This window comes from Micromonospora sp. CPCC 205554 (assembly GCF_036902745.1).
Taxonomy (GTDB): domain Bacteria; phylum Actinomycetota; class Actinomycetes; order Mycobacteriales; family Micromonosporaceae; genus Micromonospora; species Micromonospora tulbaghiae.
In genome coordinates this window covers 22,936-38,019 of the sequence record NZ_JBAKHP010000019.1, presented here as the reverse complement: position 1 = coordinate 38,019, position 15,084 = coordinate 22,936, and the positions used below count along the sequence as shown (strand labels likewise).

At 74.0% G+C, this 15,084-nt stretch carries 15 protein-coding genes; 5 read left to right on the top strand and 10 right to left on the bottom strand.

What is annotated here, in order from left to right; genetic code table 11:
- Positions 1 to 56: 56 nt before the first annotated feature.
- From V6U82_RS21550 to V6U82_RS21540, 3 genes are all read right to left on the bottom strand, one after another.
- A complete protein-coding gene (locus V6U82_RS21550; RefSeq protein WP_334463957.1) occupies positions 57 to 2,408 on the bottom strand; it encodes a sodium-translocating pyrophosphatase in 2,352 nt (783 codons plus the stop codon).
- A gap of 321 nt (positions 2,409 to 2,729) precedes the next feature.
- Complete coding sequence (locus tag V6U82_RS21545) at positions 2,730 to 3,167, bottom strand: ATP-binding protein (RefSeq protein WP_128138513.1); 438 nt, start codon at positions 3,165 to 3,167, stop codon at positions 2,730 to 2,732.
- A complete protein-coding gene (locus V6U82_RS21540; protein WP_334463954.1) occupies positions 3,167 to 3,517 on the bottom strand; it encodes an STAS domain-containing protein in 351 nt (116 codons plus the stop codon). Before V6U82_RS21540 ends, V6U82_RS21545 begins: the two co-directional genes overlap by 1 nt.
- Before the next feature lie 91 nt (positions 3,518 to 3,608).
- On the opposite strand from V6U82_RS21540, the gene V6U82_RS21535 reads away from it, so the two are divergent.
- From V6U82_RS21535 to V6U82_RS21525, 3 genes are all read left to right on the top strand, one after another.
- Complete coding sequence (locus tag V6U82_RS21535; protein ID WP_442933454.1) at positions 3,609 to 6,086, top strand: DEAD/DEAH box helicase; 2,478 nt, start codon at positions 3,609 to 3,611, stop codon at positions 6,084 to 6,086.
- A gap of 143 nt (positions 6,087 to 6,229) precedes the next feature.
- A complete protein-coding gene (locus tag V6U82_RS21530) occupies positions 6,230 to 6,436 on the top strand; it encodes a hypothetical protein (RefSeq protein WP_013283647.1) in 207 nt (68 codons plus the stop codon).
- A gap of 115 nt (positions 6,437 to 6,551) precedes the next feature.
- Complete coding sequence (locus V6U82_RS21525) at positions 6,552 to 7,130, top strand: hypothetical protein (protein ID WP_091414614.1); 579 nt, start codon at positions 6,552 to 6,554, stop codon at positions 7,128 to 7,130.
- A 186-nt stretch (positions 7,131 to 7,316) separates the two neighbouring features.
- On the opposite strand, the gene V6U82_RS21520 is transcribed toward V6U82_RS21525, so the two are convergent.
- The 7 genes from V6U82_RS21520 to ssd all read right to left on the bottom strand — a co-directional run bounded on the left by V6U82_RS21520 (position 7,317) and on the right by ssd (position 12,616).
- Positions 7,317 to 7,703, bottom strand: a complete 387-nt coding sequence (locus V6U82_RS21520; RefSeq protein ID WP_334463944.1) for an Rv3654c family TadE-like protein — start codon at positions 7,701 to 7,703, stop codon at positions 7,317 to 7,319.
- 212 nt (positions 7,704 to 7,915) lie between these two features.
- Positions 7,916 to 8,290 (bottom strand): TadE family type IV pilus minor pilin, encoded by a 375-nt coding sequence (locus V6U82_RS21515; protein ID WP_334464070.1) that lies wholly within the window; start codon positions 8,288 to 8,290, stop codon positions 7,916 to 7,918.
- Positions 8,291 to 8,406: 116 nt separating this feature from the next.
- A complete protein-coding gene (locus V6U82_RS21510; protein ID WP_013283643.1) occupies positions 8,407 to 8,574 on the bottom strand; it encodes a DUF4244 domain-containing protein in 168 nt (55 codons plus the stop codon).
- 22 nt (positions 8,575 to 8,596) lie between these two features.
- Positions 8,597 to 9,325, bottom strand: a complete 729-nt coding sequence (locus tag V6U82_RS21505; protein ID WP_334463933.1) for a type II secretion system F family protein — start codon at positions 9,323 to 9,325, stop codon at positions 8,597 to 8,599.
- Entirely contained in the window at positions 9,325 to 10,308 is a 984-nt protein-coding gene (locus V6U82_RS21500; protein WP_334463931.1) for a hypothetical protein, read from the bottom strand. Before V6U82_RS21500 ends, V6U82_RS21505 begins: the two co-directional genes overlap by 1 nt.
- Positions 10,305 to 11,516: a TadA family conjugal transfer-associated ATPase gene (locus V6U82_RS21495; protein ID WP_128139163.1), complete on the bottom strand. Its 1,212-nt coding sequence runs from the start codon at positions 11,514 to 11,516 to the stop codon at positions 10,305 to 10,307. The genes V6U82_RS21500 and V6U82_RS21495 overlap by 4 nt, the downstream gene beginning before the upstream one ends.
- Positions 11,513 to 12,616 (bottom strand): septum site-determining protein Ssd, encoded by a 1,104-nt coding sequence (gene ssd / locus V6U82_RS21490; RefSeq protein ID WP_334463929.1) that lies wholly within the window; start codon positions 12,614 to 12,616, stop codon positions 11,513 to 11,515. Before ssd ends, V6U82_RS21495 begins: the two co-directional genes overlap by 4 nt.
- Positions 12,617 to 12,862: 246 nt before the next feature.
- Between ssd and V6U82_RS21485 the strand changes: the two genes are divergently transcribed.
- Both V6U82_RS21485 and V6U82_RS21480 read left to right on the top strand, forming a co-directional pair.
- The gene (locus tag V6U82_RS21485; RefSeq protein ID WP_334463927.1) at positions 12,863 to 13,558 is read left to right on the top strand and encodes a VHL beta domain-containing protein; all 696 of its coding nucleotides are present in this window, start codon (positions 12,863 to 12,865) and stop codon (positions 13,556 to 13,558) included.
- 42 nt (positions 13,559 to 13,600) lie between these two features.
- Positions 13,601 to 14,569 carry a phosphotransferase enzyme family protein gene (locus tag V6U82_RS21480; protein WP_334463925.1) on the top strand — a complete coding sequence of 323 codons (969 nt, stop codon included), beginning with the start codon at positions 13,601 to 13,603 and terminating at the stop codon, positions 14,567 to 14,569.
- The last annotated feature ends 515 nt before the right edge of the window (positions 14,570 to 15,084 follow it).

Sequence of the window (15,084 nt, the reverse complement as noted above, 5' to 3'; positions counted from 1 at the left end):
TTGCCGGGCACGGGGTTCCCGGCCGGCCGGGGCCGGCCGGGAACCGTCGCGTGCGATCAGGCGTTCACCGTCTCCGGACGCTGGTCCGGGGTGCCGGCCCCGCTGTCCGAGTCGGACATCGCCACGCCCTTGCGCTTGCTGAACACCACGGCCGCCGCGATGATCAATGCGGCCACCACGGCGATCGTGATGCGCAGCGGGTTGTTCTTGTCGTCGCCCACGCTCCAGGCCACCACGGCCGGGGCGATCAGCAGCGACACCAGGTTCATCACCTTGAGCAGCGGGTTGATCGCCGGGCCGGCGGTGTCCTTGAACGGGTCGCCGACGGTGTCGCCGATGACGGTGGCGGCGTGCGCGTCGGAGCCCTTGCCGCCGTACGCGCCGTCCTCCACCAGCTTCTTGCCGTTGTCCCAGGCGCCACCGGAGTTGGCCAGGAACACCGCCATCAGCGTGCCCGCGCCGATCGCGCCGGCGAGGTACGCGGCGAGCGCACCCGCGCCGAGGCCGAAGCCGACGGCGATCGGGGCCAGGATGGCCAGCAGGCCGGGGGTCATCAGCTCGCGCTGCGCGTCCCGGGTGCAGATGTCCACGACCTTGCCGTACTCGGGCCGCTGGGTGCGGTCCATGATGCCGGGCAGCTCGCGGAACTGGCGGCGGACCTCCATCACCACGGCCCCGGCCGAACGGGAGACCGCGTTGATGGCCAGGCCGGAGAAGAGGAAGACCACGGCGGCGCCGATGATCAGGCCGACCAGGTTGCGCGGGTTGGCGACGTTGAGCAGCTCGTCGATCAGCGCGGTGGTGTCCTGAGTCCCCGTCGCGTCCTCGTACGCCGTCTTGAGCGTGTCGGTGTACGAGCCGAACAGCGCGGTCGCGGCCAGCACCGCCGTGGCGATCGCGATGCCCTTGGTGATCGCCTTGGTGGTGTTGCCGACGGCGTCCAGCTCGGTCAGCGTCCGCGCGCCGTGCTCGTCGATGTCGCCGGACATCTCGGCCACGCCCTGCGCGTTGTCGGAGATCGGGCCGAACGTGTCCATCGCGACGATGACGCCGACGGTGGTGAGCAGGCCGGTACCGGCCAGCGCGACGGCGAACAGCGACAGCGTGAGCGAGCTGCCGCCGAGCAGGAACGCGCCGAACACGCCGGCGCCGATCAGCAGCGCCGAGTAGACGGCCGACTCCAGGCCGATGCTGATGCCGGCGAGGATGACGGTGGCCGCGCCGGTCTGCGAGCTCTTGCCGATGTCCTGCACCGGGCGCCGGTTGGTCTCGGTGAAGTAGCCGGTCAGCGCCTGGATCGCGGCGGCCAGCACGATACCGATCACGACCGCGCCGATGGCCACCAGCCGCGGGTTGCGGTCGACGTCGGGCAGCCCGCCCTCCAGCTCGGCGAACGTGGCCGGCAGGTACGCGAACGCGGCGATCGCGACGAGCACGGCGGCGATCAGCGCCGACAGGTAGAAGGCCCGGTTGATCGCGGTGAGGCCGTTGCGGTCGCTGGCGCGCAGCCGGGTGATGAAGACGCCGACGATCGCGACCAGCACGCCGATGGTGGAGATGATCAGCGGGAAGACCAGGCCGGTCTCGCCGAACGCGGCCCGGCCGAGGATGAGCGCCGCGACGAGCGTGACCGCGTACGACTCGAACAGGTCGGCGGCCATGCCGGCGCAGTCGCCGACGTTGTCGCCCACGTTGTCGGCGATGGTGGCGGCGTTGCGCGGGTCGTCCTCCGGGATGCCCTGCTCGACCTTGCCGACCAGGTCGGCACCGACGTCGGCGGCCTTGGTGAAGATGCCGCCGCCGACCCGCATGAACATGGCGAGCAGCGCGGCACCGAAGCCGAAGCCCTCCAGCACGGTCGGGGCGTCGCCCCGGAAGATCAGCACGACCAGCGCCGCACCGAACAGGCCGAGGCCGACGGTGAGGAAGCCGACCACGCCGCCCGTACGGAAGGCGATCTTCATGGCGCCCTCACGGCCGCCTTCTCGCTCCCGCGCGGCCGCCGCCACCCGCAGGTTGGCGCGGGTGGCCAGCCACATGCCGGCGCCGCCGATGAACGCGCTGAACAGCGCACCCACCACGAAGAACGCCGAGCGGCCGACCTTCACGAGCGTTTCGTTGCCGTCGGTGTCGTGCACCGGCAGCAGGAAGAGCAGCACGACGGCGATCACCACGAAGATCGCCAGCGTGCGGAACTGCCGCAGCAGGTACGCCGACGCGCCCTCCTGCACCGCGCCGGAGATCTCCTGCATGTTGGTGGTTCCCTTACCGGCCGCCAGGACCGCCCTGGTGAGGGCGGCCGCGAAGACGAGCGCCACCAGCGCGATGACCGCGGCGATGACGACGTACGTCACGTTGGCTCCGGTAAGGGACAGTGCGCCGCCGTCGGCGGCCAAGGTCCCGGACATCTATGTCCTCCTGTACCGAACAACTCGCGCCGGCTCGTGGAGACGCACGGGCCGACGCCTGGATGCGGACTCGCAAGCGCGCGCCAACCCACCCCGGCGGACCAGCGATGAACTCCCGTTCCCGCTGGCTACGGGATGGGATCACTTGCTGACAACCCGCGTACTGTAGCCCTCCGGGGTGGCGAGGGTCACACCGAGGGGGCACCGTGTCTCGATGATCTTCGTAACTGTGTTATGCGAAGAAATCTGATATATGGCGCGGCCAATACGACGAGGCCGCGCTCCCCCTTCGGGGAACGCGGCCTGCGTGTGCGAATCGGGTCAGGCGCGGCCGGCCGGCCAGGACATCCGTACCTCGGTGCCGACGCCCTCGTCGACCGGACGGACCTGGAGATCCTCCACGAAACCGGCGAGCAGCGCGAAGCCCACCCCCGTGGTGAGCGCGTCCTCGCTGAGCGACTCCTTGGCCAGCTCGTCCGGGCCGAGCGCGGCCAGGCCGAGGCCCGCCTCGATCGGGGCCCGGTCCACCACCCGGACCGTGTAGCCGCCGCCGTCGGACATCTCCACGTACACCGGGTCGGCCAGGCCGTACTGCCGGTGCAGCGCGACCGCCCGCGTGCACGCCTCACCGATGGCCAGGCGCACCTCGTCCAGCAGGTCCTCGCGCACGCCGGCCCGCCGGGCCACCGCGACGCCGACCAGACGGGCGGTGCGCACGTGCACCGGGGCCGGAGAGAAGGACAGCTTGACGGTGGCCATCACGCGCCGGTGGAGTCGGCGGCGATAGCCGCGTCGACCGTCGGATGCAGCGGGAAGACCTGGTCCAGGGCGGTGATCCGGAAGATCTTGAGCAGCGGCTCCTTGTCGCAGACCAGCGCGAAGGAACCACCCGCCGAGCGCAGCCGCTTGAGCGCGCCCACGAGCACACCCAGCCCGGTCGAGTCGAGGAAGTCGACCCGGCCGAGGTCGACCAGCACGTGCCGCGCCCCGCCGTCGATCAGCTCCAGAAGCCGTTCCCGCAGGCGAGGGGCGGTGTAGACGTCCACCTCACCACCGACCTCGAGCACCGTGTGCTCCCCCACGGCGCGGGTCGCCAGCGACAGCTCCATCGGCCCCTCCTCGGTAAACTCTCCTGGGCATCTAACCATCTCCCCGTGCGGCCCCCTCGGTCACCGGCCACGCCCTCCCCATACCCCCACCCTGCGGTTCCCAATTCCGAACACCAGTGCGAGAGTGCAGGACGTGACCGACCACAGCCCCGGCCCGCGACGTGCTCCGGGCGAGCTGCTGCGCCGGCTGCGGCTGCGTCACGCCACCGACCCGGTCACCCACGTCGAACGCGTCCCGGCCCGCGCCGGCGAGCCCGTCGGGTGGCCCGGCTGGGCGCCGGAGGAACTACGGGCGGCGTTCGCGCGGCGCGGCGTCACCGCCCCGTGGCGGCACCAGGCCGAGGCCGCCGAGCTGGCGTACGCGGGACAACACGTGGTGGTCGCCACCGGCACGGCGTCCGGCAAGTCCCTGGCGTACCAGCTTCCCGCGCTGAGCACGCTGCTCGCCGACCCGCGCGCCACGGTGCTCTACCTGGCGCCGACCAAGGCGCTCGCCGCCGACCAGCTCCGCGCCGTCGCCGGTCTCGAACTCGACGGGGTACGCCCCGCCACCTACGACGGCGACACACCGCGCGCCGAGCGGGAGTGGATCCGCCGGCACTCCCGGTTCGTGCTGACCAACCCGGACATGCTGCACCACGGCATCCTGCCCGGGCACGCCCACTGGTCCGGGTTCCTGCGCCGTCTCGCGTACGTGGTGGTCGACGAGTGCCACACCTACCGGGGCGTCTTCGGCTCACACGTCGCGCACGTCCTGCGGCGGTTGCGCCGGCAGTGCGCCCGCTTCGGGCGTACCCCCGTGTTCTTGCTGGCCTCCGCCACGTCGGGTGACCCGGCGACGGCGGCCGGGCGGCTCACCGGCCTGCCCGTCACCGCCGTCACCGAGGACACCTCGCCGCGCGGCGGGGTGACGTTCGCGCTCTGGGAGCCGCCGCTGCTGCCGCCCACCGACACGGCTGCCGACGCCGACCTCGTCCAGGTCCGGCGCTCCGCGCTGCGGGAGACCGCCGACCTGCTCGCCGACAGCGTGGTCGAGGGGGTACGCACGCTCGCGTTCGTGCGGTCCCGCCGGGGCGCCGAGGTGGTGGCCGCCAACGCCCGGCGGTCGCTCGACGAGGCGGTGCCCGGGCTGGGCGACCGGGTGGCCGCCTACCGGGCCGGCTACCTGCGCGAGGAGCGCCGCGAGCTGGAACGGGCACTGCTGCACGGCGACCTGCTCGGGCTGGCCTCCACCAACGCGCTCGAACTCGGCGTCGACCTGGTCGGGCTGGACGCGGTGCTGATCTGCGGCTGGCCCGGCACCCGCGCGTCGCTGTGGCAGCAGGCCGGACGGGCCGGGCGCTCCGGCGACGAGGCGCTCGCCGTGCTGGTGGCGCGGGACGACCCGCTCGACACCTACCTGGTGCACCACCCGGAGGCGCTGTTCGGGCGGCCGGTCGAGGCGACGGTGCTCGACCCGGCCAACCCGTACGTGCTCGCACCGCAACTCGCCTGCGCCGCCCACGAGTCCCCGCTCACCCCGGCCGACCTGGACCTGTTCGGCGAGGGCGCCAAGGAGGCGGTGGACTCGCTGGTCGAGGCGGGGGCACTGCGGCAGCGGCCCACCGGCTGGTACTGGCGGCACCGGGAACGCCCCGAGGTCGACCTGCGCGGCGAGGGCGGCGCCCCGGTGTGCGTGGTGGAGGAGTCCACCGGCCGGCTGCTCGGCACCGTCGACGGCGGGTCGGCGCACTTCCTGCTGCACACCGGCGCGGTCTACCTGCACCAGGGCGTCTCGTACGTGGTCGACTCACTCGACCTGTCCGACGGGTGTGCGCTCGTGCACGCCGAGGAGCCGGACTGGTCCACCCACGCCCGCGACGTCACCTCGCTGTCGGTGGTGTCGGTCCGCTCGTACGCGGACGCCGGACCGGTCGGGCTGTTCCTCGGCGAGGTGGACGTGACCAGCCAGGTGGTGTCGTACCAACGGCGGCGCATCGCCACCGGCGAGGTGATCGACACCCGCCCGCTGGACCTGCCGGCCCGGGAACTGCGCACGGTAGCCGTGTGGTTCACGCTCTCCCCCGAATCGCTGACCGCCGCCGGTGTCGAGGCGGCGGACGTGCCGGGCGCGCTGCACGCCGCCGAGCACGCCGCGATCGGCCTGCTGCCGCTGATGGCGACCTGCGACAGGTGGGACATCGGCGGCCTGTCCACCGCGCTGCACCCGGACACCGAGGCGCCCACCGTCTTCGTCTACGACGGGCATCCCGGCGGCGCGGGTTTCGCCGAGCGGGCGTACGGCACCGCCGCCGCCTGGCTGCGCGCCACCCGGGACGCGATCGCCGAGTGCGGCTGCGAGACCGGCTGCCCGTCCTGCGTCCAGTCCCCGAAGTGCGGCAACGGCAACAACCCGCTGGCCAAGGCGGAGGCGGTGAAGGTCCTCGACGTGGTGCTGACCAACCTCGCCACGGCCGGGTACGCGGGCGCCGTCCCGTCCCCGGACGCGGATCTGGAACCCGAGGCGGCGAGCGGCGGGGCGCTGCCCCGGCAAGGCGACCGGGTGGCCCACCCGGCCCCGGCGCCCTGACCTTCTCGGCGCCCTGGTGTCTGGCTGGTGGGACGGGTGCATGAGGGTAGGGCCGTCGGGGCATTGATGTATGGGAGCGCTTCCATGCATCACTTCCGGTAGCGCACAGGTGACCCGAGACCCGTCCCGCCGGAGGTGCCGCCGTGGCCGACACGATCGCCGAGACCGTCGAGCTGCTCTACACCATCGACCAGGAGAACCTCACCCCCGACCAGCAGATTGCGCTGGGCACCGCGATGGCCACGCTGGCCCAGGCGGAACGGCTGGAGCAGATCAACGAGCGTCTGCGCGGCATCCATCAGGTGCTGAACAGCTGGGCGATGAAGGCCACGGTCGACGGCGGCCGCTGACCCGTACCGACCGTGCGCCTCGCCGGCGCGCCGACGTCGCGGCGTGCGGGTGCGCTCGGGCGAGCGGCCGTCGGCCTGCTGTGCAAGACTCCGGCGACCCCTCGAAGGAGAGCCCATGTCGCCCGACAACCTGCAGGCCCAGCACCGGTTCATCATCCGTCAGCGACTTCGGATGATGGTCAACCAGTACGAGGTGCACTCGGTCGCGCCCGACGGCTCCGAGGGTGGGCTGCTCGCGTTCGCGCAGCAGAAGCGGCTCGCCTTCAAGGAGCAGGTGACCATCTACACCGACGACTCCAAGCAGTACCCCCTTCTCGGCTTCAAGGCCCGTCAGCGGCTCGACCTCGGCGCCACCTACGACGTGACCGATCACGCGGGCAACCCCATCGGGCTGTTCCGCAAGGACTTCGCCCAGTCGCTGCTGCGCTCGACGTGGCACGTCGAGCAGCCCGGTCTGCCGCCCGCCACCGGACAGGAGCGCAGCCTGCCGGTCGCGCTGCTGCGCCGGTTCGTCGACTCGCTCTCCTGGCTGCCGTACCACTTCGACTTCATGGCCGGCGGCCAGCCGGTGTTCTCGGTCGACCGGAAGTGGGGCCTGCGGGACCGGTACTCCGTGGAGATTCAGCACCCGCAGATCGACCGCCGGCTGGTGATCGCCATGGCGGTCGGGCTGGACGCCCTCCAGTCCCGCTGACCTCGCTCGACGGTTTACCCGTTGAGCCGGGCCGGGTCCTCGGCCTGCTCCCGGCTCGGCTCGGCGCGGCTCTCGATCTCGGCACGGCTCTCGGCCTGGCACAGCTCTCGAACCACGCCGGGTTCTCGGTTCCGATACTGCCCCGGCCCCCGGCCCGGCTCTCGCCTCATGCAGGGGTTTCGCCTGTCAGGACCGGGCCGGGCCGGCCCGGGATGTCGCGGTGGCGTCCCGGGTCAGTCCCGGCAGCGGCGCGACGCGGACCTGCGCCGTGACGATCAGGTCCGGTCCGTCGGCTCGGCACCCGGTCATCCGGCCGCCGTTGGCCGAGACCAGGTCGGCGGCGCGAGCGCAGGCGGCGTCCGCTCCGTCGAGCACCTGCCCGGCACCGGCCAGCGCCCCGAAGTCCGCCGCGTTGCGGGCCTGATGCCGCGCGCACCGGGCTGCCCCGAGCGCGGCACCGAACACCCCGACCAGCACGAAGACCAGCCCGACCGCGAGCAGGCAGACGGTCGCGCCTCCCCGGTCGGCCGAGGACGTACTACTGACGGGCTCCCTGCACTCCCCTCTCCCCACTGGCCCGCCCGCCGTCCCGAGCCTGCTCGCCCCAGATCTGCAGGCTCCGGGCCCGCTCGCCACAGGCCCGCTCGCTCTGGATCTGCTTGCCCCGGACCTGCTGGTGCCCGGATCGCCTGCGCTGGACCCGCTTGCCTTGAGCATTCTCGTGTTGGCCCGTCCTTCCACGGCGGGCCGACGTAAGGACAGGACCGCCGGAGGGCCGCCCGCTCTCACGACACCGGGCCCGGCGCACCCGGTTCCACGGCGGCCACGGCCTCCCCCGACACGACCAGCCGGGGCAGCCGCGCACCGAACGTCCGGACCGGCGCCCGCACCGTCGCCGTGACCCGATCACCGGTCACCGTCACAGCCACCTCGGCGCCGTCCGGGGCGTACCGGGTCGCAGCGACTGTGCCGGGCTCGCCCCGGGCCGCGGCGAGAGCCGCCTCCCGGGCCGCGTCGACACAGGCGATCCGGGTTCCCACCGCATTGACCGCGGTCAGCCCGGCGACGAGAAGCAGCATGAGCGCCGGCAGGCCGGCCGCCAACTCGGCGGTGAAGGAGCCCCGATCGCACGCGACCCGCGAGCGCCACCGGCGCCACACCGCCCCGGCCCGGGTGCCGACGGCGGTCCGGGTCGGGCCGGGCTCGGCGGACACGTCGAGTGGGACCGCTGGCTCGTGGAGCCGCCGACCACGACGGCCGGCCCGCCGGCGCGCGGTCACTTCAGGGCCCGGTCGATGACAGCGGTCAGCGCGGACTGCACGTTGCCGGAGGTGAGCACCTTCAGCAGGATCCCGGCGAAGGCGACCGCGGCGAGTGTGCCCACGGCGTACTCGGCGGTGTTCATGCCGGCGTCACCCCGCAGGCGGGTGAGGAGTTTGCGCATTCGTACGTCCCTTCTCGATGGTTCACAGCACGTCGCCGAGGACGGCGACGATCACCGGCACCAGACCGGCGAGAATGAAGGCGGGCAGGAAGCACAGCCCGAGCGGCAGCACGATGAGCACGCCCGCGCGGCGGGCCGCCGCCTCGGCCGCGGTCGACCGTTCGGCACGCAGGTCGTCGGCCAGCCGGGTCAGCGCGCGAGCCAGTGCGGCGCCGCTGTTCGACGAGCGGACCGCCGCCGCGACCACGGGCTCGGCCCCGGTGACGCCGCCCAGGTGCGCCCACGCTTCCCCGGGGCTGCCACCGAGCCGGAGCGTCCGGCCGACCCGGCCGAGCCGGTCCGCGAGTGGCCCGCCGAGCGCCTCGGCGACGGCGAGCACCGAGCGGTCGACCGGCGCGCCCGCCCGCAGCGCGGCGGCCAGCAGATCCGCGGCCAGCGGCAGGTCGGCGGTCTCCCGCAGCCGCCGTTCCCGGGCGGCGCGCGGCTCGATCCGGCGCAGCAGGCGGTCGGCGGCGACACCGGCCAGCAGCCCGAGGAACACGCCCGTCACACCGCCGACGACAACCGCCACCGCGATCCCGGCCAGCGCCGCGCCGAGGCGTACCCGGTCCGGGAACCACGCCGGGCGGTCCGGCCGCGGCGCCGGGACGAGCCGGCGCAGCCGCCGGGCCGGGCGGACGGCCGTACCGGCGACGACCAGGAGCGACGCGGCGCCGCCGAGACAGACGGCGGCCAGCACCTGCCGTGACATCAGGCGGCCCGCCCGGGCGTGACACCGAGCCGCTCGGCCCAGAGCAACCCGCCGACCTGCAACGCGACAGCAGCCACCGCGCTACCGGCACCCACCGGCGTGTGCAGGAGCACCGCCACCGGGTCCACCCCGATGCCGTAGCCGAGACCGATCCCGCCGAGTGGCAGCGCGGCGAGCAGCCAGGCGGTCGCCCGCGCCCCGGCGGCCTGGGCGGCGGCAGCGGCGAGGCCCCGGTCGGCGGCGCGGGCGTCGGCCTCGATCCGTTCCAGCAGATCGGCCAGCGGCGCACCCGTCTGGTCGGCCAGCCTCCCGGCCGCCCGGGCCAGGCGCGCGACGCGTCCCGGGCCGTCGTCGACACCGTTGTCGGCGGGCAGCCCGGCCCGCAGGTCGGCGGCCACGGCGGCGAGGTGGTCGAGGTCGCGGCGGTGCGCGAGGGTGGCCATCCGGTGGGTACGCCGGCGCAGCACCGCCCGGGCCGCGAGCCCGCCGTAGGTGGCGAGCAGCACGGCTGCCACCGGACCGCCGAGCAGCGCCCCGGTCACCGCACCGCCCAGCGCCGCCACCGGCAGCACGCGTCCGACGGAGAGCGCCGACGCGCCGGTCGAGTGGCCGGCCGATCGATGCGAGTCCACGCCGAGGCCGGCCCACCGCCGGATCCGCTGCGCCGTCCCGGGAGCCGGTGCCGGCGACCCGGAAGCCGCAGCCGGTCCGAGGTCCGTCCCTCGCCGTACCTGGTGTCCGGCTCCGGGGCGACGCCGTTCCCTGCCTCGGCCGGGCGGACGGGCGGACGCCCTCGGCCCGGAGTCGAGCGGCCGCCGTGACGGGTCCGGCGGTGCTGAAAGCGAGCCCTTCGCCCGCTCGGCCGGGGTGCCCGCCTCACCGAGGACCGCCAGGCGCCGGGCGCGACCGGCCCGGACCGGCCAGGCGACGGCGATTGCCGCGGCGGCCAGGAGCAGGACCGCCGGCCAGAGGTGGCCGGTCACGACGGTTCCGCCGGGGTGGGCCACGCCGCCTGGAGGATCGGCGGCACCGGCGTTCCCCGCTCCCGCAGCAGGCCGGCGAGCAGCTGGGCCGCCGGGGCAAGACCACGGCCGCGCGCCCAGGCCGGAACCACCGTCACCACCCGATCGGGTCCGTCGGGCAGCAGCAGGCCGATGGAGTCCAGTACGCGTCCCTCGCCGGTACGGCGAAGCTGGAGAACGACCTGCAACGCGGCGGCTACCTGGGCGTGCAACGCGAGCCGGGGCAGGCCGCCGAGCATCCCCAGCGCCTCCAGCCGGGCCGGAACGTCGGCCGGGGCGTTCGCGTGCAGCGTTCCCGCCCCGCCGTCGTGGCCGGTGTTCAACGCGGCGAGCAGGTCGACCACCTCGGCGCCCCGGCACTCGCCCACGACCAGCCGGTCCGGCCGCATCCGCAGGGCCTGCCGGACCAGGTCGCCGAGCCCGACGGCACCGGCGCCCTCGACGTTCGCCGTCCGCGCCTGCAAGCCGATCACATGCGGGTGCACCGGGCGCAGTTCGGCGGCGTCCTCCACCAGCACGATCCGCTCGGTGCCGGGAACCAGCCCGAGCAGCGTGTTGAGCAGCGTCGTCTTGCCGGAGCCCGTGCCGCCGCTGACCAGGTATGCGAGGCGGGCCGCCACGAGCGCGGCGAGCAGCGGCGCGATCGGCCGGGGCACTGTGCCCCGCTCGACGAGTTCGTCGAGGGTGAACGGCCGCTGCCGGAAGGTGCGCAGCGACAGGTAGGGCCCGTCGGTCGCCACCGGAGGCAGCACCGCGTGCAGCCGGGTGCCGTCGGGCAGCCGCGCGTCGGCGTACGGGGAGGCGTCGTCGAGCCGGCGACCGGCCGCCGCGGTGAGGCGCTGCGCCAACCGGCGTACGTCGTCGAGCGTGCCCAGCGGCACGGCGACCTGACGCAGTCCCCGCCCCCGGTCGACCCAGACCCGCACCCCGTTCACCAGTACGTCGGTGACCTGCGGGTCGGCGAGCAGCGGAGCCAGTGGACCGGCGCCGACCAGGTCGTCGTGCACCCGGTCGGCGATCCGCAGCAGCGTGGTGTCACCGAGTACCGCGGTCGCCGGCTCGGCGCGTACCGCGGAGACGATCGCCGCCGGTGTGACCGGGGTGGCCTCGGCGGCGAACCGGTGCCGGACCCGCGCGGCCAGTTCCCCCGGGTCGGCAGACGCGGTCACGCCGCACCCGCAGCCGACGAGCCGACCAGCTCGTCCACGATCCGCTGACACAGCACGGCGAGCGGCCCCTTTCCGCTCGCGCCCGGCGCCTCGCCCCGCTCCAGCCCACGGCACAGCCCCGGCTCGGGTCGCAACGTGCCGGCGAGCGGCAGCCCCAGCGCCCGGGACACCTCGGCCGCGCGCAGCCTTCCGGGCGCCGGACCGCGCACGACGACCGACATGTCGACGCAGTGCGGTGCGGCGACGGCGGCGACCCGGGCCGCGGCGGCCGCCGCACGCAACTCGGCCGGTACGACGAGCAGCGCGCGGTCGGCGGCCTGGAGCGCGACCACCGCCGCGTCGTCGAGGTACCGGGGCAGGTCGAGCACGACCAGGTCCCGCCCTCGCCGCCCGGCGTCCACTGTGGCGGCCATCGCCTCGGCCGGCAGGTGCCGAAGGTCGCCCCGGTCCCAGGAGAGCACCACCAGGTCGCCTCGGCTGGGCAGGGCGCGGATCAGCGACGGCGGGTCGACGCGCCCGTCCGTGCCGGCCAGTTCGGGCCAGCGCAGCCCGTCGAGCTGCTCCCACCCGAGCACCAGGTCGAGACCGCCGCCGAGCGGGTCGGCGTCGACGAGCAGCGTCCGCAGCCGGGACCGGGCCGCGCTGACGGCGAGCCCACCGGCCAGCACGCTGGCTCCGGCGCCGCCCCGGCCGCCGAGCACCGCCACCACCCGGCCCTGACCCGGGCCGGCCGGACCGGCCACGCACTCGGCGAACCGGTCGACCAGCCAGGGCTCGGCCGCCGGCAACGTCGCGACGTGCTCCGCGCCGATGAGTTCGGCCAGCTCCGTACCCGGATCGAGCTCTCCGGAGCGACCGACCAGGACCGTGCGGGCGCGGCGGGGAAGGCGTGCCCGCAGGCAGGCCGCCGCCTGGTCGGCGCCGATGAGCACCAGCGGCGCCGGCGCCCACCGGGCCCGGGCGGCTGCCGGATCGGCCGCCAGCTCGACCTCGGTGCCGCCGGCCGCCGCGAGTCGCAACAGCTCGTCGAGAAGGTCGCCGTCGGAGGTGACGAGCAGGGGCAGGCGACGGTACGGCGGGAGCGGGGTACGGGGCGGCATGGCGGCCTCCATCGGTCGGACTCGGACGTGCCGGGGTGAGCCTGCCGGGCCGGGGGATGCGAGACCGGTGCCCTGTGGACAACCGAGGGCGTTGTGGACAGACCTCGGTGACCCGGTTGATCTGCTATGTGCCGGAGGTGAGGCAACGAATGGACGGTCGGGCATTGACGACGGGGACGATCAGTAACGGATAATCGGGGCCCCCTCGCCGCCCGATGGACGGCACCGGCTTGCGGAACCGAGGCCATGACCGATTCGCCGCATCCCCTCGCGATCCCCCCGGATGGACGCCACTCGCGATCCGGCCGGAGGACCGGAGACCAGGTCTGGCTTCGCGATCCGTCGCCGACGCTGCTCGCCGCGATCGCCGTCGGCCTCGTGGTCGTGGTGCTGGCGAGCATCGTGGGCGTCTTCGCCACGCCACGTCGACCCGACCTCCCGCCGCCGATCGAGGGCCAGGCGATCCTGGCGTCCCCGACGAAGGCGGGGTTGGTGACGGAGGCGCCCCCCGAGTCCTACGCACCGCCGTCGGTGTCGTTCTCCAACCGCGCCGTGGCGCCGACCCGCACCGCCGCACCGACCCGCCGCCCCACCCCGAGCAGCCGGCCGACCTCACCGAAGCCCACGCCTCCCCGGCCGAAGCCGCCGGTGGTCGGACCCGGGGAACTGGCCCCGCTGCCGGCCTCACGCGAATCGCGGCTGCGTTCACACGGCGGCGGGCCGTCGACGTTCATCGACTTCGTCAACAGCCGCGGATCGACAGTCGTGGTCCACTGGATCAACTACGACGGCCGTCGGCAGCAGTACGCGGTGCTCCGGCCCGGGCAGTCCTACCGGCAGCAGACGTACGTCGGTCATCCGTGGGTCGTGGCCGATGAGCGGGGCCGAGGGCTGGTGTGCTTCGAGCCGGGCCGGCAGACGCTGCGCGCGGTGATCCGGTAACTCCCTTGCCGGGCCCGACTGTCGGCTGCCACGCTCCGTCGAGTGATCGACAAGCCGGACATCGGCGAGCGGTTGCTGGTGGCCGAGGTCGCCGCCGCCTGGTCGGTGGACGTCACCGGGCTGGTGTTCATGCCGGTCGGGCTCGACGGGCACGCGTGGGCGTACCGGGTGGAGACGTCCGACGGCAGGCGCTACTTCCTCAAGGTGCGCCGCGGCGACTTCACCCCGGCCGCCGTCGTTCTGCCCCGTTTTCTACGCGGGCAGGGCCTTCGGCAGGTGGTCGCGCCGCTGGACCTCCGCCTCGCTGGCGGGGTTGCACGTCGGTTCGGGGACTATCGGCTACTGCTCTACCCGTTCCACGACGGCGGTAGCCTGTGGGGTCGCGGCCTCACCGACCGCCAGTGGATCGAGTACGGCGATTTCCTGGGCCGGCTGCACCGGGTCACGCCGAGCGCGGAGGTCGCCGCCGTCCTGCCGGCCGAGACGTACCGGTCGAGCGCGGGCGAGCGGTTGCGGACCCTCGGCGGGCAGGCCGCGACGAGCGAGATCCTGGGCACCTTCTGGAAGCGGTACGGCGCCGCGCTGCACCGGTTGGCGGAGACTGTCGACGAGCTGGCGTCGCGCGTGACGCGGGGGCGGCACGTCATCTGTCACGCCGACATCCATCCGGGCAACCTGATCGCCGACGGCGACGGTCCCCTGCACGTCGTGGACTGGGACGCGCCGATCCTCGCGCCGCGCGAGCGGGACCTGATGTTCGTCCACAGCGCCGACTTCGGCGAGCACCCGGTCAACGCGCATCGGGCCGAACTCTTCCGCGAGGGCTATGGGGCGCTGGAGCCGGACCCGGTCCTGCTGAGCTACTACCGCGGCGAGCGGCATCTCGACGATGTCGCCGTGTTTCTGGGCAGCATCCTCAGTCCCGGGGCCAGTGCGGAGGCCCGGGCCAACGACCTGCACTGGCTCACCCGGATCGCCGAGGCGGTCGCCGACCCCGGATACGCGCCCTGAGCTGGACATGGAACGTCCGTCCGGCAGAGGGACGACCCCGTCGACGCGGCCTCAAGCTGTCGGCTTCTGCTGACTGGTTGCGTCCTCGTCACCGCCGGCGACAACCCTCACCGCCTGCGCTCCGAAGCCCTTTTCGCCCGGCTCTGCGGCGTCCGGGGAGGCCTGAGCTTCCTCCAGCCGTTTTCCTAGGGCCAAGGCTCCCAAGCCACTGCATCTCGCCACCCCGGTCGGCCGGAAGCCCAGGCTGCGAGGATCTTCGCGACCGGCTCGACTCCGATCATTTCGGGTTGGGCCGGTACATGTGCTTGGAAGTGCCTGTCCTCCCCGCGGTTGCTCAGGTTCATGTCGGCGAGAGCGTCGTGCAGTGTCGTCTCAGACGGATCGTCCCAAACCTGCCCGCCAGCCTCACTCGCCCTTACCACCGGCCCGGCCACGCCCCGACTCTACCGCCACGTCGAAGACCGCCTGCCGAAGCGACCAGTCGACAGAAACAGGAGCGTCCACTCAGCCGGCAG

What these genes read in the sequence shown, in the direction of transcription:
- V6U82_RS21510 (WP_013283643.1), bottom strand. Translation starts at nt 8,574, where the DNA reads ATGCGCAAACTCCTCACCCGCCTGCGGGGTGACGCCGGCATGAACACC.
- V6U82_RS21505 (WP_334463933.1), bottom strand. Translation starts at nt 9,325, where the DNA reads ATGTCACGGCAGGTGCTGGCCGCCGTCTGTCTCGGCGGCGCCGCGTCG.
- ssd (WP_334463929.1), bottom strand. Translation starts at nt 12,616, where the DNA reads ATGCCGCCCCGTACCCCGCTCCCGCCGTACCGTCGCCTGCCCCTGCTC.
- V6U82_RS21550 (WP_334463957.1), bottom strand. Translation starts at nt 2,408, where the DNA reads ATGTCCGGGACCTTGGCCGCCGACGGCGGCGCACTGTCCCTTACCGGA.
- V6U82_RS21540 (WP_334463954.1), bottom strand. Translation starts at nt 3,517, where the DNA reads ATGGAGCTGTCGCTGGCGACCCGCGCCGTGGGGGAGCACACGGTGCTC.
- V6U82_RS21545 (WP_128138513.1), bottom strand. Translation starts at nt 3,167, where the DNA reads ATGGCCACCGTCAAGCTGTCCTTCTCTCCGGCCCCGGTGCACGTGCGC.
- V6U82_RS21525 (WP_091414614.1), top strand. Translation starts at nt 6,552, where the DNA reads ATGTCGCCCGACAACCTGCAGGCCCAGCACCGGTTCATCATCCGTCAG.
- V6U82_RS21485 (WP_334463927.1), top strand. Translation starts at nt 12,863, where the DNA reads ATGACCGATTCGCCGCATCCCCTCGCGATCCCCCCGGATGGACGCCAC.